Annotated in this window: 23 protein-coding genes; 14 read left to right on the top strand and 9 right to left on the bottom strand. The window is 59.0% G+C overall.

Going from position 1 to position 22,849, the window contains the following annotated elements:
* The first annotated feature begins 144 nt into the window (after positions 1 to 144).
* The 3 genes from ACR0JX_RS08200 (at position 145) to ACR0JX_RS08210 (ending at position 2,234) form a co-directional block, all read left to right on the top strand.
* Positions 145 to 489 carry a YbaB/EbfC family nucleoid-associated protein gene (locus ACR0JX_RS08200; protein WP_353009142.1) on the top strand — a complete coding sequence of 115 codons (345 nt, stop codon included), beginning with the start codon at positions 145 to 147 and terminating at the stop codon, positions 487 to 489.
* A 61-nt stretch (positions 490 to 550) separates the two neighbouring features.
* On the top strand, positions 551 to 1,144 hold the full coding sequence (gene recR, locus ACR0JX_RS08205) for a recombination mediator RecR (protein WP_480543014.1): 594 nt from the start codon (positions 551 to 553) through the stop codon (positions 1,142 to 1,144).
* A gap of 601 nt (positions 1,145 to 1,745) precedes the next feature.
* Positions 1,746 to 2,234, top strand: coding sequence for a hypothetical protein (locus ACR0JX_RS08210; protein ID WP_480543016.1), 489 nt, complete (start codon positions 1,746 to 1,748; stop codon positions 2,232 to 2,234).
* Here ACR0JX_RS08210 and ACR0JX_RS08215 read toward each other — a convergent pair.
* The gene (locus ACR0JX_RS08215) at positions 2,231 to 2,872 is read right to left on the bottom strand and encodes a ribonuclease T2 family protein (protein ID WP_480543018.1); all 642 of its coding nucleotides are present in this window, start codon (positions 2,870 to 2,872) and stop codon (positions 2,231 to 2,233) included. The two genes, ACR0JX_RS08210 and ACR0JX_RS08215, sit on opposite strands and share 4 nt — an antisense overlap.
* Before the next feature lie 130 nt (positions 2,873 to 3,002).
* Between ACR0JX_RS08215 and ACR0JX_RS08220 the strand changes: the two genes are divergently transcribed.
* Together ACR0JX_RS08220 and ACR0JX_RS08225 are read left to right on the top strand one after the other, a co-directional pair.
* Positions 3,003 to 3,767: a DUF1013 domain-containing protein gene (locus ACR0JX_RS08220; RefSeq protein ID WP_480543020.1), complete on the top strand. Its 765-nt coding sequence runs from the start codon at positions 3,003 to 3,005 to the stop codon at positions 3,765 to 3,767.
* A 52-nt stretch (positions 3,768 to 3,819) separates the two neighbouring features.
* Complete coding sequence (locus ACR0JX_RS08225; RefSeq protein WP_480543022.1) at positions 3,820 to 4,209, top strand: hypothetical protein; 390 nt, start codon at positions 3,820 to 3,822, stop codon at positions 4,207 to 4,209.
* 47 nt (positions 4,210 to 4,256) lie between these two features.
* Here ACR0JX_RS08225 and ACR0JX_RS08230 read toward each other — a convergent pair whose 3' ends face one another.
* Both ACR0JX_RS08230 and ACR0JX_RS08235 read right to left on the bottom strand, forming a co-directional pair.
* Positions 4,257 to 5,288, bottom strand: coding sequence for a permease (locus tag ACR0JX_RS08230; RefSeq protein WP_480543024.1), 1,032 nt, complete (start codon positions 5,286 to 5,288; stop codon positions 4,257 to 4,259).
* Positions 5,281 to 5,589 (bottom strand): ArsR/SmtB family transcription factor, encoded by a 309-nt coding sequence (locus ACR0JX_RS08235; RefSeq protein WP_480543026.1) that lies wholly within the window; start codon positions 5,587 to 5,589, stop codon positions 5,281 to 5,283. The genes ACR0JX_RS08230 and ACR0JX_RS08235 overlap by 8 nt, the downstream gene beginning before the upstream one ends.
* A gap of 132 nt (positions 5,590 to 5,721) precedes the next feature.
* Between ACR0JX_RS08235 and pdxR the strand changes: the two genes are divergently transcribed.
* From pdxR to ACR0JX_RS08265, 6 genes are all read left to right on the top strand, one after another.
* The gene (gene pdxR / locus ACR0JX_RS08240) at positions 5,722 to 7,182 is read left to right on the top strand and encodes a MocR-like pyridoxine biosynthesis transcription factor PdxR (protein ID WP_480543028.1); all 1,461 of its coding nucleotides are present in this window, start codon (positions 5,722 to 5,724) and stop codon (positions 7,180 to 7,182) included.
* A 125-nt stretch (positions 7,183 to 7,307) separates the two neighbouring features.
* Complete coding sequence (xsc, locus tag ACR0JX_RS08245) at positions 7,308 to 9,077, top strand: sulfoacetaldehyde acetyltransferase (protein WP_480543030.1); 1,770 nt, start codon at positions 7,308 to 7,310, stop codon at positions 9,075 to 9,077.
* A gap of 27 nt (positions 9,078 to 9,104) precedes the next feature.
* Positions 9,105 to 10,112 (top strand): phosphate acetyltransferase, encoded by a 1,008-nt coding sequence (gene pta / locus ACR0JX_RS08250; RefSeq protein WP_480543032.1) that lies wholly within the window; start codon positions 9,105 to 9,107, stop codon positions 10,110 to 10,112.
* An 89-nt stretch (positions 10,113 to 10,201) separates the two neighbouring features.
* Entirely contained in the window at positions 10,202 to 13,021 is a 2,820-nt protein-coding gene (locus ACR0JX_RS08255; RefSeq protein WP_480543034.1) for a molybdopterin oxidoreductase family protein, read from the top strand.
* Between the two features lie 91 nt (positions 13,022 to 13,112).
* A complete protein-coding gene (locus tag ACR0JX_RS08260; RefSeq protein ID WP_480543036.1) occupies positions 13,113 to 13,862 on the top strand; it encodes a 4Fe-4S dicluster domain-containing protein in 750 nt (249 codons plus the stop codon).
* Positions 13,862 to 14,749, top strand: coding sequence for a dimethyl sulfoxide reductase anchor subunit family protein (locus tag ACR0JX_RS08265; protein ID WP_480543038.1), 888 nt, complete (start codon positions 13,862 to 13,864; stop codon positions 14,747 to 14,749). Before ACR0JX_RS08260 ends, ACR0JX_RS08265 begins: the two co-directional genes overlap by 1 nt.
* Positions 14,750 to 14,843: 94 nt before the next feature.
* Here the strand turns inward: ACR0JX_RS08265 and dapA are convergent, their stop codons facing one another.
* Positions 14,844 to 15,716: a 4-hydroxy-tetrahydrodipicolinate synthase gene (gene dapA / locus ACR0JX_RS08270; protein ID WP_480543039.1), complete on the bottom strand. Its 873-nt coding sequence runs from the start codon at positions 15,714 to 15,716 to the stop codon at positions 14,844 to 14,846.
* Positions 15,717 to 15,851: 135 nt separating this feature from the next.
* Between dapA and ACR0JX_RS08275 the strand changes: the two genes are divergently transcribed.
* Positions 15,852 to 17,825 carry a lytic transglycosylase domain-containing protein gene (locus ACR0JX_RS08275; protein ID WP_480543041.1) on the top strand — a complete coding sequence of 658 codons (1,974 nt, stop codon included), beginning with the start codon at positions 15,852 to 15,854 and terminating at the stop codon, positions 17,823 to 17,825.
* Here the strand turns inward: ACR0JX_RS08275 and ACR0JX_RS08280 are convergent.
* Together ACR0JX_RS08280 and mnmC2 are read right to left on the bottom strand one after the other, a co-directional pair.
* Positions 17,799 to 18,668 carry a DMT family transporter gene (locus tag ACR0JX_RS08280; RefSeq protein WP_480543042.1) on the bottom strand — a complete coding sequence of 290 codons (870 nt, stop codon included), beginning with the start codon at positions 18,666 to 18,668 and terminating at the stop codon, positions 17,799 to 17,801. The genes ACR0JX_RS08275 and ACR0JX_RS08280 overlap by 27 nt on opposite strands.
* Entirely contained in the window at positions 18,665 to 19,330 is a 666-nt protein-coding gene (gene mnmC2, locus ACR0JX_RS08285) for a tRNA (5-methylaminomethyl-2-thiouridine)(34)-methyltransferase MnmC2 (protein WP_480543044.1), read from the bottom strand. Before mnmC2 ends, ACR0JX_RS08280 begins: the two co-directional genes overlap by 4 nt.
* A 55-nt stretch (positions 19,331 to 19,385) precedes the next feature.
* On the opposite strand from mnmC2, the gene ACR0JX_RS08290 reads away from it, so the two are divergent.
* Entirely contained in the window at positions 19,386 to 20,420 is a 1,035-nt protein-coding gene (locus tag ACR0JX_RS08290; protein WP_480543046.1) for an NAD(P)/FAD-dependent oxidoreductase, read from the top strand.
* A 7-nt stretch (positions 20,421 to 20,427) separates the two neighbouring features.
* Here ACR0JX_RS08290 and ACR0JX_RS08295 read toward each other — a convergent pair whose 3' ends face one another.
* The 3 genes from ACR0JX_RS08295 to ACR0JX_RS08305 form a co-directional block, all read right to left on the bottom strand.
* Positions 20,428 to 20,967: an NADPH-dependent FMN reductase gene (locus ACR0JX_RS08295; protein ID WP_170533307.1), complete on the bottom strand. Its 540-nt coding sequence runs from the start codon at positions 20,965 to 20,967 to the stop codon at positions 20,428 to 20,430.
* A gap of 87 nt (positions 20,968 to 21,054) precedes the next feature.
* Positions 21,055 to 21,726, bottom strand: coding sequence for a YiaD family glycine zipper/OmpA-like lipoprotein (locus ACR0JX_RS08300; protein WP_480543048.1), 672 nt, complete (start codon positions 21,724 to 21,726; stop codon positions 21,055 to 21,057).
* 130 nt (positions 21,727 to 21,856) lie between these two features.
* On the bottom strand, positions 21,857 to 22,552 hold the full coding sequence (locus ACR0JX_RS08305; protein ID WP_480543050.1) for a helix-turn-helix transcriptional regulator: 696 nt from the start codon (positions 22,550 to 22,552) through the stop codon (positions 21,857 to 21,859).
* A gap of 103 nt (positions 22,553 to 22,655) precedes the next feature.
* On the opposite strand from ACR0JX_RS08305, the gene ACR0JX_RS08310 reads away from it, so the two are divergent.
* A complete protein-coding gene (locus tag ACR0JX_RS08310) occupies positions 22,656 to 22,847 on the top strand; it encodes a hypothetical protein (protein WP_480543052.1) in 192 nt (63 codons plus the stop codon).
* The last annotated feature ends 2 nt before the right edge of the window (positions 22,848 to 22,849 follow it).

Raw genomic sequence — 22,849 nt, forward strand, 5'->3', positions numbered from 1 at the left:
CGCGAGCTTTGCTCGCGCTGCCGGGCCCAACGGGAGGAAAGGTCTTGCCAAAGACCTTGACGACGGGCGGGAGCACGACTGCCCCTTGTGCCACAAGAGCACCCTCCGTATTTAGTCAACAAACACAGATTCAGGAGAATTCGGATGCTCAAAGGACTAGGCGGTCTGGGCGATATGGCCAAGATGATGAAATCCGCACAGGATTTGCAGACCAAGATGACCGATATGCAGGAAGAACTGAACACCATCATGGTGGTCGGCGAATCCGGCGCTGGACTGGTCAAAGCAACGGCCACAGCCAAAGGCGAACTCAAGGGGTTGGATATCGATCCGTCGATCTTCAACGGCGACGACAAGGAAGTGGTCGAAGACCTGATTCTGGCCGCCATCAAGGACGCCCAGACCAAAGCCACCGAACGCTCTCAGGCGGAAATGGCCAAGTTGACCGAAAGCATGGGCCTGCCCGCTGACATCAAACTGCCGTTCTGATCTCGGTCATTTCGCAAATACACTCGCCAGAGGCGTCCTCCGGCGACAGACAGGACAGGCCGTGAGCTCAAACAGCGACATCGACAATCTGATCGACCTGATGGCCAAGCTGCCGGGCCTCGGCCCGCGTTCGGCTCGTCGCGCCGTGCTGCACCTGATCCGCAAACGCGCCCTGTTGCTGACGCCCTTGGCGGACACGATGCAACAGGTCGCTGCCACCGCCCGCGAATGCCTGAACTGCGGCAATGTCGGCACCACCGATATCTGTGACATCTGCAATGACGAGGCCCGCGCGACCGGAGAGCTCTGCGTGGTTGAAGATGTCTCGGACCTCTGGGCGATGGAGCGCGCAGGTGTCTTCAAGGGCCGCTACCATGTTCTAGGCGGTACATTGTCTGCTCTGGACGGTGTTGGTCCGGACGAATTGCGCATTCCGAGGTTGAAAGACCGCGTTGTGGCCGAAGAGGTCACCGAGGTCATTCTGGCCCTGAATGCTACTGTCGATGGGCAGACCACCGCTCACTACATTGCGGATCAGCTAGAGGGTCAGGTCCGCCTGACTTCACTGGCACAGGGTGTGCCGATTGGGGGTGAGCTGGATTATCTTGATGACGGGACAATCACGGCAGCGTTGAGGGCGAGGAAAGAGTTGTAGTTGTCGGCTTTATTGACGAAAAAACACATTTTTCAAGCGATCCAGTATTCCTATCTCGGGACTTCTTGAATCCTCAGCCTGCTTCGCCAGACGCTCCCAATCCTTGGTGTCACCTGGAAGTCGGCTAACTTCGGGGATTTATTCCCATCGTAGCACCCAACAATGAAATACTCATAATCTGTGCGCCATTAAACACTCTCAATAAGTCCTTATACGGCTCAGGCAGGTATCGCCCGCTTTCCTCCTCAGCACACACAAGCCCTTCTTCAGACAGACCCGCGTAACACCGGCATAGATAAGCATTAGGAGCCTCGCTAGGCATGTGCCCGGTCGCAAAACCACCGTCTTCGGCTTCAACAAAAACTAGTGCATCCCACCTTTCACGCATCATTTGCGAGACTCGGTTTGTTTGCTCCAAAACGCTTTTGGTTTCCATCTCAAGCTTCCGACCGTTAATGTGGATCTGCATCTACTAGGCCACGGAAAAGATAGATCAAATACCTTTTTTGAAAGAAGATGAAACCGTAAGCCAAAATAGTCTTTGTTGTACAAATCACCTATGCCAGATTGCACATGAACACTGGAAATCACTGATGGTCCCATGACCCGCCTTTTAGCCCTCACCCTAGCCGCCTTCACCGCCACCGCTGTCCTCGCCCAAGACCTTGTCGACAAAGGCTTTGTCGAAGGCTGGAACGTCATGATGGACCCAGCGCTTGGGAATGGGTGCCTCATCCAAACAGTTTATCAGGACCTCTCGGTCGTTCGGCTGGGTTATGACGCGCTAGACAATCGCGGGTATTTCACTGTGTTCAACAAGGCCTGGGGCGAGATTGAGCCGGGGCAGAGCTATCCGATCCGGTTCGAGCTGGACGGCAAGAGCTTTGATGCCACAGCCATCGGGTTCAAACAGGACCGCGTGCCGGGGGCGACGGTGTTCTTCACGGACCGCGACTTCGTGACAGCGATTGCACAGAACAAAACTATGACCGTTTTCAACCCCGGAGGTCAGCCGGTCATGGCGATTGATCTGACAGGCACAGCCAGAGCGCTGGAATATGCGCGCGAGTGCCAAAACAAAGAGCTTTAGCGAATCGGATCAAGCAGCGCGTCTTTGGCCGCACAATCGCGGATCACATCCCGTCCACACGGGACCGGATCCAGGTTTCGGGACAGGCATAGGCGGACCTCTTCGATATACCCCCGTTTGCAGGTGACGGTGATCATGTCGCGCTCTAGTCCGGGATTGTCCTTTAGAAAAGCCTCTTCGACCACTGCGGCGGGCAGTTTCACGGTTGCGTCCAGTTGGCGAAAAACACTGGGGCGTTCAACACGGTCATAAGCCTCGCGCGACAGGGCGAAATAGGCTCTTGCTGACAGGCCCGAACAGGTGCCATGTTTTTTCCACTGATGCCAGGCCAGACCCGAACTGCCCTGAATATCCTCCATCGCGCGGGTCATGCTGCGCGACGGCGGGGCCTCGGGCGTGCGGCAGTAAGACGGCCAGCCTTGATGAAACTGCGGCCAGAGTCCGTGCAAGATCCAGCCATGATCATGCCGCGCATCGCATTGATCCGACCCACGTGCGTCCCCTTCGCGGGCGCACCAGTTGGGCGACCAGCTGAGCGAGAGGACATAATAGTCAAATTCGCCCGCCTTCTCGCCCTCGGCCTGCGCCGCAGCAGCGCCCAGCAGCGCGAAAACAAAGCCCAGAATCCCTTGGCGCATTCGCCTCTTTCCTTCTTGCACTGGCGCGACTATATACGGGCCAAGTTCCCCGACAACGGAAACCTGCCCCAAAATCCCGGGGCCGCCGAATTCCGGCGACGGGACAGATGTATGTATAGGAGACGGGCTGATGGCAAAACCGCTTATGGCCAAGGCTACCGCCGTATGGCTGGTGGACAACACCACGATCAGCTTCAAGCAGATCGCGGATTTCGTAGGGATGCACGAGTTGGAAGTGCAGGGCATCGCCGATGGTGATGTGGCCACTGGTGTGAAAGGCTTCGATCCGATTGCCAACAACCAGTTGACCCAAGAAGAGATCGACGCGGCACAGAACAACCCGCTGCACAAGCTGAAGCTCAAGTTCAACCCGTCGGCCACGGGCGAGGAAAAGCGCCGCGGCCCGCGCTACACCCCGCTGTCCAAGCGTCAGGACCGTCCGAACTCGATCCTGTGGCTGGTCAAGTTCCACCCCGAACTCACTGATGGACAGATCGCCAAGCTGGTTGGCACCACCAAGCCGACCATCCAGTCGATCCGCGAGCGCACGCATTGGAATATCTCCAACATGCAGCCTATCGACCCGGTTGCCCTGGGCCTGTGCAAACAGTCCGAGCTGGACGCCGTGGTTCAGAAGGCGGCCGCGAAGAAGGCGGCCGAAGGCGGCGTGATGAGCGATGACGAGCGCCGCAAGCTGGTTTCGACCGAGCAGTCGCTGGAAATGGACGCTGCGCCGAAAATCCCGACGGCGATTGAGGGTCTGGAGACCTTCTCTCTGTCAGACGAACCGGAAGGTGAGGCAGACGACAGCGATCCGATCGTAGATGCTGACAGCTTCTTCAACCTGCCCAAAGGCAGCGGGGACGAAGAAGAAGAGGACGATCAGCGCCCCTGATGTGTTTGCCGCCTCGGCCTAAACAGGCCGGGGCCTTTCCAACGGAAGCCTTATGCTTAGCGTACTTTCCGCCATTTTTGGCCCACACCGCGCCGTTTCGATTTATGCGTTCCTCAGGACTTGGGGCCTGGGTCTGGCTGCGGGCGTAGGGATGATCGCAATCGTATCCACTCTGTTCCTACTGGGCGGAGATGGCGAGCACGAGCATCATTCGTTCATGACCGTCCCCGTCCTGTCCGCCACTGCGATCAATGGTGATCTAAGGAATGGCGTGATCGCATCGGTCCGGCTGCCGGATGGTACCGCAGCCTCGATCACCTCGACCGAGGCACCCGTGTCCCAAACAGTTGGAACCAGCGCCTGCATCGAAAAGCGCATCTATGTGGACAGCGGAGAGCCCAGATATCGCTTCAAACTGCCAAAGTTCTGCGACGCAAGCTGATCTGAATGGAATTGAAACCGCCCGGCCATGGAGCCGGGCGGTTCCCTTTAGAGCGTCTGGAACACGATGCCGGCGACGATCGCGCCGCCAACGCCGAGGCTCAGATAGGTGGCGAAAACACGCGGCTTCACCAGCGACCAGACCGCCGCCATCGCAGGGATCGAACTCACTGCACCTGCGACCATGAACGACATCGCAGCGCCGGCAGTCATACCTTGTTCCATCAAACCGGCCAAAAGCGGCGGCGCGACATAGGAGTTCAGGTAGGCAGGCATTCCAACCATTGCCGCGATTACGATGGGCAACACACCTTCGCCTCCAACAACGCGGGCGATCAAGTCTGCAGGTACGTAGCTGACCAGCAGCGCCTCAAGTACGTAGGCCAAAGCCAACCATTTCAGCAGGAAGATGCCATTGTGCAGAAACTCGGCGCGGAAACGCTGACGTCGTTCGGGTTCCTGCCAGAATTTCCAGACCGGCTTGTCATCCATCTTAGGCTCGCAGCCGCAGCATCCCGCTGGTTTGTATTCCCGCAACGGCTGGGCGAACGCCCCGCTGCGCATCAGAAAGCGGACCGCAAACCCGCCGAACAGGCCCAGTGCAACGGCGGCTACAGCCTTACCAATAGCAAAGGGCCAGCCCAGCGCGCCTGCGGTGATCAACAGAGTCGGCGGGTCGATCAGCGGTGAACTGAGCCAGAACGCCATCACCGCTGACAGCGGTGCACCCAAAGCCAACAGACCGGCGATAAACGGAATAACCTCACAGGAACAAAACGGCGCTAGACCACCGAACAGGGCCGCCAGAAAGATCATCCGTGTTTCGCGCCCTTCAAAGGCCCGCGCCACCATAACTTCGGCCCCTGTAGCCTTGAGATACGAGAGCAACAAAACGGCGAACAGGATGTATTGACCGGTATGCGCAAGCGCTTTGGCCGCAAAGGTCACGACCTCGCCCCAGTTACCCGGGTCCAGGATCGCCACGAGCGTCAGAATTGCAACGATGAGCGCCCAGGGCGTTTTGATCAGGTCAAGCACGGCCTTGGATGACAGTTTCGGATTTTGCGTTAATTCAGCCATCGTTCGCGGCCTTTCCTACCTCATCGACGCAGCATTCACTGAGAATGAATTGCGCCAGATTTCGCAACTCGTCAAAGCAGGCGCGGTTGATCGTACTGCGCCCGATCTTTTCCTGTTCAACGACGCCTCCGGCAGCCAGAAACCGCAGGTGATGCGCCAAGGTTGACGGTGCGATCCCGGTGCGAGCCTGGATTTCACCGACGGTCAAACCGGTCTCACCCGCGCGAACGAGCGTTTTTAGAACCTGTAGCCGGGCCTCGGACCCCATGGCCGAGAATCCCGCCGCTGCGGTTTCCCACATCTTATTTCTCCATTAAACTAATTTTCTAGTTATTTAGTTTGATTCGAGCTGCCCGTCAATCCATTGCCAGAAATTTCAGCAAATAAAGTAAGTCCAGATTGCCCTAACCTTAGGTCCAGCCTATAAGCGCCTATGGCCATCTCGATCGACACATTCTTCCTTGAGCTCAATGGACAAGGCACCCTGCAAGCACAGATCCAACAGATGATCGCCGAAGGCATTCTGTCAGGTCGGTTCCATGTCGGAGAGAAACTGCCATCGTCCCGGAAACTGGCCGCACATCTGGGTGTCAGCCGCATCACCGTGACGCTGGCCTATACTGAACTGCTGGCTAATGACTACCTGACTGCGAAAGGCCGATCCGGATACTACGTGTCCGAGAATGCGCCGGTGCCGCCAAAGTATACGCCTGTTCAGCGCAACGAAGAAACCATTGATTGGAACAGCGCCTTGGCCCGTCGGTTTTCAGGCGGGGATTTGTTGTCCAAGCCCGCCGATTGGCGCGACTACCGCTATCCATTCATTTACGGGCAGGCCGACCGAACCTTATTCGATCACGCCAACTGGCGGCTCTGTGCTGTTCGCGCGCTTGGGCATAAGGACTTCGCCTCGTTAACCGCCGACTACGTGGATCAGGATGATCCACTGTTGGTGGAGTTCATTGCCCGCCACACCCTGCCCCGCCGTGGCATTGCTGCCCGGCCCGAAGAGATTCTGATCACCATGGGTGCGCAAAACGCGCTGTGGCTAGCCTCACGCGTGTTGCTTACCCACCATCGCACCGCAGTGATCGAAGACCCATGCTATTACTCGCTGCGCAACCTGCTAGACCATTGGGATTGCGATATTACGGCGCTTCCCGTCGACCGGGACGGCCTGCCCCCAGATCAGTTGCCCAAAAACACCGATGTGATCTTCACCACCCCCAGTCATCAAAGCCCGACCACCGCGACCATGCCCATTGCGCGCAGGCACAAGCTGCTGGAACGTGCGCGCGAATTGGACGCCATGGTGGTTGAAGATGACTACGAGTTCGAGATGGCCTTTCTGGGCGCGCCCTCTCCGGCACTGAAGTCGATGGATCGGGATGGGCGCGTAATCTATGTGGGTAGCTTCTCAAAATCTCTCTTTCCCGGATTGCGATTGGGGTACATGGTCGGGTCCGAGCCCTTCATTCGTGAAGCACGCGCCCTGCGATCCATGGTGTTGCGTCATCCGCCGGGACATATCCAGCGGACGGCGGCCTATTTCCTGTCGCTGGGCCACTACGACGCTCAGATCAGGCGCATGTCCAAAGCACTGGCAGATCGGCGGGAAACGCTCGACAAGGCCGTCGAACACCATGGGTTGACCGTTGCCGGGCGGGGCATCATGGGCGGATCATCCCTTTGGATGTCAGCACCCGAGAATGTCGACGCAACCCGGCTTGCGCAAAAGCTGCAGGCACAAAGCGTACATATCGAACCCGGCCTGCCCTTCTTCTCGGGGCCAGAGCAGCCACAGAACTATTACCGGCTCGGGTATTCTTCCATTCCCCAAGATCGGATCGAGCCTGGGGTAAAGCTGATCGCCGATGCGATCCGGGCCAGCTGATAGCAGACTGGACCTAGTCCGCGTCGCGTTCTGGACCTAACGCCACCCTGCCCTATGGGTCAAAACCAATAGCAACGGCGGGGTAGCGTGCCCGGCCATTCCTCACCTGCCCGGAGATCAGTCACATGAAAATGACCACAGAAGAAGCTTTTGTTAAGGTCCTGCAGATGCATGGGATCGAACATGCGTTTGGGATCATCGGCTCGGCCATGATGCCGATCTCGGATTTGTTCCCCAAAGCCGGGATCATGTTCTGGGACTGTGCCCATGAAGGAAGCGCTGGCATGATGGCGGATGGCTACACCCGCGCCACTGGCAAGATGTCGATGATGATCGCCCAGAACGGCCCCGGCATCACAAACTTCGTCACCGCCGTCAAAACCGCCTATTGGAACCATACCCCGCTGCTGCTGGTCACCCCTCAGGCGGCAAACAAGACCATCGGTCAGGGTGGTTTCCAGGAAGTCGAGCAGATGAAACTGTTCGAAGACATGGTCGCCTATCAGGAAGAAGTCCGCGATCCGTCCCGCGTTGCCGAAGTTCTGACCCGCGTCATCAGCCAGGCCAAGCGTCTGTCTGGTCCGGCGCAGCTGAACATTCCGCGCGACTTCTGGACCCAGGTCGTCGACATCGAAATCCCCGAGCCCATCGAATTCGAACGCAGCCCGGGTGGTGAAAACTCGGTGGCGAAAGCGGCTGAGATTCTGTCAAACGCCAAGAACCCGGTTATCCTGAACGGCGCGGGCGTCGTTCTGTCCGAAGGCGGGATCGACGCCTCGATGGCATTGGCCGAGCGTCTGGATGCGCCGGTTTGCGTCGGCTACCAGCACAATGACGCCTTCCCCGGCAAGCACCCTCTGTTTGCGGGTCCGCTGGGCTATAACGGCTCAAAGGCCGGGATGGAGCTGATCAAGGACGCAGACGTTGTTCTGGCCCTTGGTACACGCTTGAACCCGTTCTCGACCCTGCCCGGTTACGGCATGGAATACTGGCCAGCAAACGCCAAGATCATTCAGGTCGACATCAACCCGGACCGCATCGGCCTGACCAAGAAAGTCAGCGTCGGCATCGTGGGTGATGCAGCCAAAGTGGCCAAGGGGATACTGGCGCAACTGTCCGACACCGCCGGTGACGAAGGCCGCGACGCGCGCAAGGCGAACATCGCCCAGAAGAAATCCACTTGGGCGCAACAACTGTCCAGCATGGATCACGAAGATGACGATCCAGGCACCACCTGGAACGAGCGCGCCCGTGCTGCAAAGCCGGATTGGATGAGCCCCCGCATGGCGTGGCGTGCGATCCAGCAGGCCCTTCCGCGCGAAGCAATCATCTCTTCCGACATCGGTAACAACTGCGCCATCGGCAATGCCTATCCAGATTTCGACGAGGGTCGCAAGTATTTGGCACCGGGTCTGTTCGGCCCCTGTGGTTACGGTCTGCCCGCCATCGTCGGCGCTAAGATCGGTCAACCGGATGTGCCCGTTGTTGGCTTTGCCGGTGACGGTGCCTTTGGCATCGCGGTGAACGAACTTACGGCCATCGGCCGCTCGGAATGGCCCGCCGTAACTCAGATCGTTTTCCGCAACTACCAGTGGGGTGCGGAAAAGCGGAATTCGACCCTATGGTTTGACGACAACTTCGTCGGCACAGAACTGGACACGCAAGTGTCTTACGCCGGTATTGCACAGGCCTGTGGTCTGAAAGGTGTGGTCGCCCGCACGCAGGACGAACTGACCGCCGCCCTGAACCAGGCCATCGAGGATCAGAAGAACGGCATCACAACCCTGATCGAAGCCATGATCAACCAGGAACTGGGTGAGCCCTTCCGCCGCGACGCGATGAAGAAGCCTGTTGCAGTTGCCGGTATCGATGCCAGCGACATGGCTGCACAGTAAGCCAGACACGGATCGGAGCCGGAACGTATGACCCTAACGCCCATCGAGCTTTTGCGTCAGAACGTCCCGGCGACCCGACCTGTGATTTCCCTCTGCGAAGGCAGTGATCCCCGCGTTGTTGCGGGGGCGCTGGCCGCCCATCAGGCCGATCTGGCCGATATCATTCTGGTTGGACCTAGGGCCGACGTTGAAGCCGCGTTGCAAGACCACGGCGCTGCTCCGTCAACCGGTATCGCGGTTCACGACCCTGCAACCTCGGACTTGTCCGAGGAATTTGCCCAAACCTATCTTGAGCTGCGCCAGCACAAAGGTGTCGACCTTACGAAGGCGCAGGCGGCTGTCAAAACCCCCTCTGTCTATGCGGCGATGCTGGTACGCACTGGCCGGGCCAACGGTACGGTTGGCGGTGCTGTTCACACAACCGGAGACATCGTCCGCGCGGCCATTCATGTAATCGGCATGGCCCCTGACGCCGGAATGGTGTCGTCTTTCTTTCTGATGTACCCGCCCGAAAACGCACAACCCGGTGCGCGCACAATGATTTATTCAGATTGTGCGCTGCTCATTAATCCAACCTCGGACGAGCTGAGCAAAATCGCAATCGCCTCGGCTGCATCAGCACGCACCTTGCTGCAGGTTGACCCCAAGGTTGCGATGCTCAGCTTTTCGACCAAAGGCAGCGCCCGACATTCGGATGTCGATAAGGTGGTTGCGGGTACGGACATACTGCGCCGTGCTGCTCCTGACTTGGACGTTGATGGAGAGCTGCAATTCGACGCAGCCTTTGTGCCATCGGTCGCGGATCGCAAATCCCCCGGATCATCTGTGGCAGGTCAGGCCAATGTGATGATCTTCCCCAATCTCGACGCGGGCAATATCAGCTACAAGATCACCCAAAGGCTGGGCGGCTACAGCGCGATTGGCCCGGTCTTGCAAGGGTTAGCAAAACCCGCCAATGACCTGTCCCGCGGCTGCAGCGCCGAAGATGTAACACAGATGATCGCCGTGACCGCGCTGCAGGCAAACAGAACATAGACCCAGACTAAACATCGTTCGCAGAACAATATTCTCAAAGCATGAGGAAAGTGACAAAGTCCTCCTGAGCCAACCAACAGGACCCGCCAATGACCCATCAGCAGCCGATCCTTGATACATCACCAAAAGTATCGGACGAGATCCGCAAGACCACCTGTTACATGTGCGCTTGTCGCTGCGGCATCAACGTGCACATGAAGGACGGCAAGGTTGCTTACATAGAAGGCAACCGCGATCATCCGGTGAACAAAGGAGTACTCTGCGCCAAGGGCTCGGCCGGGATCATGCAAGTCAACGCGCCATCGCGCCTGCGCAAGCCTTTGCGCCGGGTCGGTCCGCGCGGGTCCGGGGAGTTCCGCGAGATCGAATGGGATGAGGCAATCAGCACCGCCGTCGGCTGGCTGAATGAATTGCACGAGACGGCTCCGCAAAAGCTGGCCTTCTTCACCGGACGCGACCAGAGCCAAAGCTTCACCAGCTTCTGGGCACAGAATTTCGGCACACCCAACTATGCCGCCCATGGTGGCTTCTGCTCGGTCAATATGGCCGCTGGTGGGATCTACACAATGGGCGGCGCCTTCTGGGAGTTTGGCCAGCCTGACTGGGACCACACCAAGCTGTTCATGCTGTTTGGCGTGGCCGAGGATCATGACAGCAACCCGATCAAGATGGGCATCGGCAAAATCAAGGCGCGCGGCGCGCGGGTGATCGGGGTGAACCCGATCCGCTCCGGCTATAACGCCGTGGCTGACGATTGGGTCGGAATCACGCCCGGCACAGACGGTCTGTTCATCCTGTCGCTGATCCATGTGCTGATGAAGGCGGGCAAGATCGATCTGGACTATCTGAGCCGGTATACCAACGCACCAGTTCTGGTGAATGCCACCGAGGGTCCCGAGAAGGGCCTGTTCCTACGCGATGACGATGGCAAACCGCTGGTGATTGACCGCGTGACCGGCAAGCCTACCGCCTTTGACAAACCAGGCGTTCGCCCTGATCTGTCCGCCACGTACGAAAAGGATGGCATCACGCATCGCCCGGTCTTCCACCTGATGGCAGAAAAGTACCTCAGAGACGATCACGCCCCCGAGGCCGTGGCCGACCGCTGTGGCATCCCAGCCAAACGCATCCGCGCAATTGCCGCTGAAATTGCCCGCGTCGCCTTTGATGAGGCGATCGAGCTGGATCATGAATGGACCGACTTCAGGGGCGAAACACATTCCAAGATGACAGGTCGGCCCGTCAGCTTCCACGCCATGCGCGGGATTTCCGCCCATGCAAACGGGTTCCAGACCTGTCGCGCTCTGCATGTGCTGCAGATCCTGCTTGGTACGGTCGAGGTCCCCGGCGGCTTTCGTTTCAAACCGCCCTACCCCAAACCGGTTGAGGCGCATCCAACCCCGCATGGCGACCGTCGCCCGGGCCGCCCGCTGGAAGGCCCGCATCTGGGCTTCCCGCGTGGTCCCGAAGACCTACTGCTTGACGAGTGCGGCACTCCCCAGCGTATCGACAAGGCCTTTACCTGGGAAAATCCGATGTCGGCCCACGGGCTGATGCATATGGTAATCTCAAATGCCGCCGCGGGTGATCCCTACAAGATCGACACGCTGTTCATGTACATGGCGAATATGTCGTGGAACTCCTCCATGAACACCAAAGGTGTGATGGAGATGCTCACGGCCAAGACAGAAGACGGCAAATATGTCATCCCGAACATCATCTATTCCGATGCCTATTCTTCGGAAATGGTGGCCTATGCCGACCTGATCCTGCCTGACACAACCTATCTGGAACGGCACGATTGTATCTCTCTGCTGGATCGTCCAATCTGCGAAGCGGACGCCGCTGCCGATGCGATCCGCTGGCCGGTGATCGAGCCTGACCGCGATGTGCGCGGCTTCCAATCCGTACTGATCGAACTGGCCAACCGGATGAGCCTGCCGGGCTTTACCAATGAAGACGGCACGCCCAAGTGGAAAGACTACGCAGACTATATCGTAAATCACCAGCGCAAGCCCGGCATCGGCCCATTGGCGGGATTCCGGGGCGAAGATGGCGACAAGGAAGGACGTGGAGAAGTCAATCCCGACCAGCTGAACCGCTATATCGAAAACGGTGGTTTCTACGTGGCTCATATCCCCGAAGGGGCCGATTACTACAAACCATGGAACGCGGCCTATCAGGATTGGGCCGTGGGCATGGGCCTTTATGACAGCCCACAACCTTACTTGTTCCAATTGTACTCTGAACCAATGCGCAAGTTCCAACTTGCCGCCGAAGGGCACGGAGATCGCCAGCCGCCGGATCACCTGCGCGAGCGGATCAAAGACATGATGGACCCGCTGCCGATCTGGTATGAAACCGACCAGCAAGGTAACGAAGGCTACACCATCAACGCTCTGACCCAACGCCCGATGGCGATGTATCACAGCTGGGGCACCCAGAACGCGTGGCTGCGGCAACTGCACGGGCGCAACCCGCTTTATGTTCCAACCAAACTGATGCGCGAACATGGGCTGCAGGATGGCGACTGGGCCAAAGTCAGCTCTCCACACGGGGAAATCACGGTGCCAGTCATGGAGATGGCCGCGCTCAACGACAACACCGTCTGGACCTGGAACGCCATCGGCAAACGCAAGGGCGCCTGGGCCCTACAGGACGACGCCCCCGAAGCCACCAAAGGCTTTCTGTTGAACCACCTGATCCACGAACTCCTGCCGCCAAAGGGAGACGGTATGCGATGGGCCAACTCTGACCCTGTAACAGGACAAGCCGCCTGGTTCGACCTCAAGGTCAAAATCGAAAAGGCCGACCCACCATCAGACTCAGAAAGCCAACCCGAATTCGCCTCGATTCAATCCCCGGTTGGCACCGGTCCAAAGGATATCGCATGGAAGGTTGGAAAATGACCCGATCCATTCTTCATCTGGCTAAAAATATCCCGGGGTCTGGTGCAGAACCCCAGCCCACCCTCACTACCAAAGCGGAGGCAAGGCAGGCATGACCCAGCTCCCCAAATCCACCGAACGCAAGATGGGTCTGGTCATCGACCTGGATACCTGTGTGGGCTGCCACGCCTGCGTGATTTCCTGCAAAGGTTGGAACACCGAAAATTACGGCGCGCCCCTGTCGGATCAGGACGCCTATGGGGCCGACCCGTCCGGCACCTTCCTGAATCGTGTGCATTCTTACGAGGTGCAACCGGAACAAGGTACAGCTCAGCTGATCCATTTCCCAAAATCCTGCCTGCATTGCGAGGACGCACCCTGCGTCACCGTCTGCCCCACCGGAGCGAGCTATAAGCGAGTCGAAGACGGGATCGTATTGGTCAATGAAAGCGATTGCATCGGCTGCGGCTTGTGCGCCTGGTCCTGCCCTTATGGCGCGCGCGAGATGGACATGGCCGAAGGGGTGATGAAGAAATGCACCCTCTGCGTTGATCGCATCTACAACGAAAACCTGCCCGAGGTAGACCGCGTGCCTTCATGTGTGCGCACCTGCCCGGCCGGTGCCCGCCATTTCGGCGACCTCGGCGATCCGGACAGCGATGTCAGCAAACTGGTGGCCGAGCGAGACGGCATGGACCTGATGCCAGAAATGGGCACCAAACCGGTTAACAAATACCTGCCACCCCGACCCAAAGATCAGATCGAGGAGCAGATCGATATTCTCGCCCCGCTCCTGGCCCCCATCGCGGAAGAGCCCAAGGGGTTCCTCGGCTGGCTCGACAAAACACTGGAGAAGCTCTGATGCATCCGGCCCCTTCCGTCATCATCTTTACCACCTTGTCAGGTCTGGGCTTTGGTCTGCTTGTCTTTCTGGGTCTTGGCATGCCCGAAGTCACTGGCTGGGTTGCGTTTGTGTTCTTTGCGATCGCCTATGCCTTGGCCGTCGGCGGCCTGATGGCGTCGACCTTTCACCTTGGCCACCCGGAACGCGCGATGAAAGCCTTCACGCAATGGCGCTCAAGCTGGCTCAGCCGGGAAGGTTGGTGCGCGGTTATCGCCCTGATCGTTATGGGGTTCTATGCCATCGGCGCTGTGTTTCTTGGGCAGCATTGGGGCGCACTCGGGTTGCTGGGCGCGCTGTTTTCGCTTGCGACGGTGTTTACGACATCAATGATCTACACACAGCTCAAGACGATCCCACGCTGGAACTTGAAGCTGACACCGGCGATGTTCCTGAGCTTTAGCTTGGCTGGGGGGGCGCTGCTGGCTGGCCAGACGTCTATCGCCATACCATTGCTGTTGATCGCTGCGTTGGTCCAGATTCTGTACTGGCATCAAGGTGACAGCGCGCTCGCAAACTCCGGAACCGATCTGGGCACCGCAACCGGATTGGGTACGCGCGGAACCGTGCGTGCGTTTGAGCCACCGCATACAGGCACCAACTACCTGCTGCGGGAATTCGTCCATGTGGTGGGGCGTAAACATGCACAAAAGCTGCGGATGATCGCGTTTGCGCTGGGCTTTGTCTTACCTCTGCTTCTGCTGATTCTACCGGTCGGAGGTTTGGCATTAAAGCACCTTTTTGCGCTGCTGGCCGTGATCTCACATCTGGCGGGCGTTGCCACGTCGCGCTGGTTGTTCTTTGCCCAAGCCGAGCATGTGGTCGGATTGTACTATGGCAAGCGATAGGTAGGGGGGCCAGATGAAGTTTGGATCCGGGCTGAAATGGAAAGGGCGGCGCTCGGGGATCGAGGCCGCCCTTTTTACTTGGACTTGCTTAGGCTCAGATCAGACCGGCATGGGCCATAGCTGCGTCAATGGCGGCTTTGGTGCTGTCTTCCAATGTGGTCAGCGGCAGGCGCACCTCAGCGCTGCAGCGGCCCAATCTGCTAAGCGCGTATTTAGCACCTACAAGGCCGGGCTCGATAAAAAGGGCCTCGTGCAAGGGCATCAACCGATCCTGATAGGCCAATGCCTTGGCATAGTCGCCTGACAATGTCGCTTGCTGGAATTCAGCGCAGAGTTTCGGGGCCACATTGGCCGTGACCGAGATACACCCGACACCGCCATGGGCGTTGAAGCCCAAAGCCGTCGCATCTTCACCTGACAGTTGGCAGAAGTCAGCGCTGCAGCTTGCACGCTGTTGGCTGACCCGCGCCAAATCGCCGGTTGCGTCTTTTACCCCGACAATACGCGGCAGCTTGGCTAGCTCACCCATAGTGGCGGGCGTCATGTCGATGATCGAGCGACCAGGGATGTTGTAGATGATGATCGGAATGTCGGCACAGTCGTGCAACGCGGCAAAGTGTTCGAACAACCCACGCTGAGTCGGCTTGTTATAGTAGGGCGTCACGACAAGTGCTGCATCCGCGCCGACCTTCTTGGCAAACTGAACAAAGCGTACTGCTTCAACGGTGTTGTTCGATCCGGCACCGGCAATCACCGGCACGCGACCTGCGGCGGCTTTGACCACCTCTTCCACAACCGTCTCATGTTCATCATGGCTGAGGGTCGGGCTTTCCCCTGTGGTGCCCACGGGGACCAGCCCGGTCGAGCCAGCTTCGATCTGCCATTCGAGCAGGTGTTTGAGCGTATCCAAGTCCAACGCGCCGTTTGTGAACGGGGTGACGAGGGCGGGCATAGAGCCTTTGAACATGACACGCTCCTTAAGGTGCAGTTTCCGTGTTTTTTGCACCGCGGGCCATCACGATTTAGGCTTTGTGAGTTGATCCCGGCGGCGCAAGGTTTATCCTCACAGGCTCTATCCTTGGTTGGTTGGGAAATGCAAGGCATGACACGCGTTCTGGGCCTGATGATGGCCGTGATTCTGTATTCCGCTTTATCGCCACAGGCCGTGCGGGCGGATGCCGCTGCCGATTTGCGTGCCGGGTTAAGCGAGATGCGCAAGGGTGACTGGAACGAGGCACTGCGCGTCTCAGGGCAGCGCGGATCGGTGTCGCGCGATATCATCGTGTGGGAATGGTTGCGGCAGGGCTTTGGCAGCTCAGGCGATGTGCTGGTGTTTCTGGATCGCCGTCCGGACTGGCCCGGGCTGGCCTGGCTGCGTCGCAAAAGCGAGCCGTCTTTTACCGGCGCAGACCCAGATCGCGTCTTGAAATTCTACGCGGATACGCCGCCGCAAACGGCGGAGGGTGCGTTGAACTATGCCATTGCTCTGATGGCAAAAGGACAACAGGGTGAGGCACAGGCGGATATCGTCACAGCGTGGCGCACTATGCCCATGGGCGCGGGGTTACAGAAAGACTACGTCGAGAATTTTGGCAAGCTGCTGAAACCCCATCACGCAGCGCGGTTGGACCGGATGTTATGGGATGGCCATCTGGTGAGTGCATCCCAGATGTTACCACTGGTGGGCGCGGATGATCGCAAACTGGCCGAGGCGCGGATCGCGTTGCAAAAACGCCAGCCGGGGGTCGATACCAAGGTGGCGGCTGTTCCTAAATCGGTCGCGGATGCCCCCGGCCTTGCCTTCGACCGTTTCGTTTGGCGCGATAAGAAAGAGCTGGACGAAAGTGCTGTTGATCTGATGCTGGCCCGATCTACCAGCCCCGAAGCCTTGGGCGAGCCTGACAAATGGGGCGAAGGACGGCGTAGGCTCGCAAGGCTGGAAATGCGGCAAGGCCGACCGGCGCGAGCCTATAGGGTTGCCTCGACCCACCATATGACGCCCGAAATGGGCTATGCCTATGCTGATCTGGAATGGTTGTCCGGATTCCTGGCTTTGCGCAGGCTGAACGATCCGGCCACGGCTGTGCGTCATTTCCAGAATTTCTCGGACGCGGTGCAATCCCCGATCTCTAAAGGTCGCGGGGGATATTGGCTGGGCCGCGCCTATGCCGCACAAGGTGAGGCGGAAAAGGCCTATGAGGCTTATGCCATCGGGGCGGACAATCAGACCTCGTTCTATGGGCTATTGGCAGCCGAACAGATCGGACGCCCGTTTGATCCGGAACTGGCGACACCCCGCCGTGCGCCGCATTGGCGGCAGGCCGATTTCACCAATTCCAGCGTTCTGGAGGCCGGGCTGCTGCTGTTGAAAGCGGGCGAGGATAATCTGTCCGAGCGGTTTCTGACACATCTGGTCGAAAGTCTCGATCCGGTGCAGGCAGCACAGCTGGGCGATCTCGCGATTGAGCTGAACGAACCGCATCTGGCGGTCATGATTGCCAAACGGGCAGCCACCGCCGGAACGGTTCTCCCTGCGGCCTACTATCCGGTGCACCCTGTGGCCGATATGGGCCTGCCCATGGCGAAGGAAATGACACTGGCGATCGCACGACGCGAAAGCGAGTTTGATCCGGTTGTGATCAGCGGTGCAGGCGCGCGCGGTCTGATGCAGGTGATGCCAGCCACGGCAAAACTGGTGGCGCAGGAGCTAGGTATCCTCAGCGGTCATCAGACCGGACGCTTGACCTCAGACTGGCAGTATAACGCCAAGCTCGGGGCCAACTACCTGTCAGGGCTGGCAGCTGATTTCAACGGCAACGTAGTCATGATGGCGGCCGGCTACAATGCGGGGCCACGGCGGCCCATTTCTTGGATGGAACGCTATGGCGACCCGCGCCGGGGGCAGGTTGATGTGGTCGATTGGATCGAGACCATCCCCTTTAGCGAAACCCGCAACTATGTGATGCGCGTGGCAGAAAGCCTTCCGGTTTACCGCGCGCGTCTGGGCCAACCAGCCCTGCCAATCCCCTTTTCGCAGGAGTTGACCGGCTCAACCCTGGCTGCGTTCGCGCCATAGGGTGAAAAGGCCCGCGGCCACAACAACTGCCGCCCCGACAACCACCTCGGGGCGCAGTACTTCACCAAAGACCGAAATGCCCAGGATCGCGCTCCAGACCAGGTGGAAATAGGCAAAGGGTTGAACGGCGCTTGCCTCGGCCATCTCATAGCACTTGATCAGCAGCCAATGCCCAAGCGCCCCGCTGACGCACAACACCGCCATCCAGCCCCAATCGCCTTGGGCCATGGGTTCCCAGAACCACATGCCAACAAATGTCATGGCGACCGCACCGGACACGCCGGTCCAGAAAAAGCTTGTGGCCGTGCTGTCCTGACGCGCGGCATAGCGGGTCAGCAAGCCGTAAAGCGCGAACATCAGGGCTGAGATCAACGGAATGATGGCCCAAGGATTAAAGACTCCGACCCCCGGCTGCAGGATGATCAGAACACCAACGCAGCCCACACCAATCGCCGTCCACCTACGCCATCCGACCCGTTCGCCCAACACCGGGCCGCTCAGTGCCGCAACAAGCAGCGGATAGCAGATAAAAACTGCCATGCTGTCGATCAGACCCAGAATGGTAAAGCTGAATACGGCAACGCAGATTTCAGCCGCCAGCAAGACGCCCCGAAAGATCTGCAATCCGAGTTGGTTGGTTCGTGTCGTTGCTCTCAATCCTCCGGGCGCGCGCGCAGCCAAGGCAATCACGAAGGCAGCGAAGAACCAATAGCGGATCATCACAACCATGTACGTATTATAGGACTCGGCCAGATGGCGAGAGATTCCGTCCTGCAAGGCAAAGACGATTGTCGCGCCAATCATCAACGCAACACCCGCACGCGTGTTGTTCTGCTGCGTCATGCTTTGACCGCCCGTGTCATATGGCGTTTGCGGCCATAGCCGGGGGTTCTGGTCACTTGGAATCCCGCCTCTTCCAATCCGCGCCGCACGAAACCGGCGGCGGTATAGGTGGCCGCCGTACCCCCTTGAACCGTGTGATCTGCGACCTGCTGCATCAGGTCTGCACCCCAAAGCTGGGGGTTCTTGGCGGGTGAGAACCCGTCCAGGAACCAAGCATCTGCCTGCCCCTGCCAATTCTGTAATGTCTGGCGTGCGTCGCCTTCGATGACAGTTAGCGCCAGCGTATCGAGAACGCACTGTTTCCCTGTCCACTTCTCCAGAAATCGATCCACCCATGGCGCCAATTCAGGGAATGCAGCCAAAGCGCGCCGCATATCCGCCGTATCCATTGGAAAGGCTTCGAAGCTGGTGAACTGCAGCGGGGTCGTTTGGCCAACCTGTTCCCATGCAGACCACGCGGTGAGCATATTCAGCCCGGTGCCGAAGCCCAGCTCTGCAATGTGAAAACCGGGGGCAAATCGCGCAGTCAGGTCGTTGCCCTCAAGAAAAACATGCCGCGTCTCCTCAACCCCGTTTTGCAACGAGTAGTAAGGGTCGTCGAAGCGATCCGAGACGGGTATCTGATCCTCGGTCCACGTGACCTCGGCGCGCTGGTCTGCCATCGGGGAATCCTGTAGCTAAGCGGCGCGACACTGAACAAGGAAAAGGAGTTTGGCAATGGTCGATGTGACCGTCAAAGGCGCCGGGATTTTCGGCTTGTCGATCGCCTGGACCTGCGCGCAGCGCGGCGCGAAGGTGCGCATCATCGACCCCTTTGGGCCGGGCGCTGGCTCCAGCGGCGGTCTGGTCGGCGCTTTGGCCCCGCATGTGCCTGAAAACTGGAACGCCAAGAAGGCCTTTCAGTTCGACAGCCTGATCATGGCCGAACCGTTCTGGGCTCAGGTCGAGGCCGTCGGCGGTGTCTCTGCCGGGTACGGGCGTTTAGGTCGCATCCAGCCGATTGCCGACCCGCGCAGCCTCGATCTGGCGCGCGCGCGTGAACACACCGCGCAAGAGCTGTGGCAAGGCCGTGCCGAATGGCGGGTAATCGAGGTGGCCGAGGCCGGATCATGGTGCCCGCCCAGCCCGACCGGCTGCGTCATCCATGACACGCTAACCGCCCGGATGCACCCGCGCCGCGCCTGTGCTGCACTGGTCGCGGCTTTGGCGCTTATGGGGGTAAAGGTGGTCACTGACGCACCCGATGCAGGTCGGGTTGTACACGCCACCGGACTGGCCGGTCTGAAAGAGCTAAACGAAGCCTACGGCAAAACTGTCGGCAATGGCGTGAAAGGTCAGGCGGCGCTATTGCGGTTTGATGCGGGCGCGGTACCGCAACTGTTTGCAGATGCGATCCATATCGTTCCCCATGCCGACGGGACGCTGGCCATCGGCTCGACCTCGGAACGCGACTATGACGATCCCGCCAGCACCGACAGCGCGCTGGACGATGTGATCGAGCGTGCGATGCAGGCGGTTCCGCTGCTGCACGGGGCCGAGGTCATCGAGCGTTGGGCGGGTGTCCGCCCTCGCAGCAAAAGCCGCGCGCCGATGCTGGGCGAACACCCTCTGCACAAAGGTCAGTTCATCGCCAATGGCGGATTCAAGATCGGTTTCGGCATGGCCCCGAAAATTGCCGAGGTCATGGCCGACCTGATGCTGGATGGGCGTGATACGGTCCCGGACGATTTCCGGCCCGAAGCCTCGCTTTGACCCGGCTCTATGCGCTCAGGTTCCGCAGCTTCTGCATCAAGGTCCCCAGCGTCTGCTCATAGCGCGCACTGGTCAGCCTGCCCTGGTCATCAAACTCGTTCGAGCTGTTGGCCAGGTGGATTTCCGGGCCCTGCAAAATCAGCGGCTGGAACGGGACCATATAGGCCCGCAGGATCATCTGGGCCCGTTCACCCCCTGCACGACCCGCAGCGGCCGACATAACCGCAACAGGCTTGTCGGCCCATGGGTTGCCTTCGGTCCGGCTGACCCAGTCCAGCGCATTTTTCAGAACACCAGAGGGACCCTTGTTGTATTCCGGGGTCGAGATGATCACCGCATCTGCCTGCTCGATCTGAGCCCGCAGTGTTTGAACAACGGCAGGAATACCCTCGCCTTCCTCAAGATCGCCATCATAAAGCGGCAGGTTCAGGTCGGCCTCGACAAACTCGGCGGGATCAAAAAGCCGAGCAGCCTCACGCAGCAATTTGCGGTTGGTTGCGCTTTGGCGCAGGGACCCAGACAGGCCCAGTAGGATCGGTTTGGACATCAGGGGAAACTCCGTTTCGTTGTTTCCCCATAGTTAGACCGGGACAAGCGCGATCCAAACCCCATTCCGTGCACAGGCCCTGCGCGATCAGGCGTTTCCGCTGGGAACGATCACGATTTCAACCCGGCGGTTCTGCGCTTTGCCCGCCGGTGTCAGGTTCGACGCAACAGGATTGTTTTCACCCTGCCCGATGGTTGTGATGCGGTTGAAGCCGACGCCGTTGGCTTGCAGAATGTCCGCGACCGCATTCGCACGACGGACCGAGAGGCCCTGATTGTACGCGGCATCGCCATCGCTATCGGTATGGCCGATGATCTGCACATTCGAGTTCGGGTAGTTCACAAGGTTCTGACCGACCTTCACCAGGTCCGAGCGCAAGGCCGGGCGCACAGTGGCGCTGTCAGTGTCAAAGGTAATGTCGTTTGGCACGGTTACGATCAGGCGATCCCCGGCATTCACAATTGTGATGCCATCGTTGGCCAGCTGCTGGCGCAGTTCGGCTGCCTGACGGTCAAGCTGATTGCCGATCAGGCCGCCACCCGCCGCACCAATTGCACCGCCCGCCAACGCGCCCAGTAACGGGTCCGAGTCATTGGCAATGGCCCCGACCCCTGCCCCGACCAGACCGCCAATAAGCGCACCTTGTTTGGCATTCTGGTTAGGATCACCGGGCGCATTCAACGTACCCGGATCGGTACATGCTGCCAGCGCCAGGGCCGAGCCCAGCCCAGTTGCCACAAAAAACTTGGAAATCGTCATGATATCACCTTCTGCTCCGGCCCCCGGTTTGTTCGGGTTTGCCTTGTTCAGCCCGTTATATCATGGGGACTAGGTAAAGGCTCAAGCAACAATGCGGTGAAGTCGGCGAATACCTGCCCAAACCCTCCGATCAGGCGGTTTCAACATGGCTGTCCCAACGGGTCTGTTCCTGCCAGAGAGTACGGAGGGATTCGCCCTGCCCGCAAAAGCTCTCGTCTATGCTTTCACTGGCCCAGATACGATCCGTTCGAAAATGACGAAACCCACTGCGCAGCTCGCACCAGGCGGCCAGTATCGTGCATTCGATATGGTAGATCAACGCGACGGGGCGGACGACGCGAATGGTGCGTTCCTCTGCCCCATTCACATAGGTGATGCGGATTTTCTGTTCGCTGCGAATGGCCTCTCGATAGTTGGCAACCGGCACGCAGCCTTTGGCCGGATCATCCGGCGGCGTTCCCCAGGTCGACACTTGCAGCCAACGCCGTGGCGTGTCGTGCAGCGCGTCAATCTTGCGGCAGATTCGGCGGGCGGCTTCCTGCAACTCACTGTCGCCGGTGCGCGCCAAAAGCGACAGCCCCACCCAAAGGGCCTCAACCTCTTCCGCATCGAAATTCAGCGGCGGCAGATCATACCCCCGGCGCATCAGATACCCGATCCCCGCCTCTCCTTCGATGGGGATGCGCTGCGCCTGCAGTGCCGCGATATCGCGGTAAACTGTGCGCGCCGAGACTTCGAGCTTGGCCGCCAATGCTTCGGCCGTGACCGGCGCGTCAGCCGCACGCAATATCTGGATGATTTCGAACAATCGGGTCGAACGGCGCATTTTTTCTCCCTCAACGCTACTGACACACTAGCACGCCCCACTGACAAGGGGGTGTCAGGAGTGATGGGCGAAGCTGGAACAGTCCCTAAAAAGGAGTGATGGCATGCCCTATCTCGACAACCACGTCATGATGACCCTGAAACTTGGCCGCTGGTCACAGGACCACACGTTGCGCGCCTTTGAGATTGAACGTGAACTTGCAGAGGCAAGACTGCCTTGCCAAGCCAGAACAAGAAAGCGTAGGCGCCGTTTCTCATTGGGTAATCTGAAAATGCTGTGGACCAATACAGCCTGAAT

The sequence above is a fragment of the Ruegeria sp. AH7 genome (genome assembly GCF_056541325.1).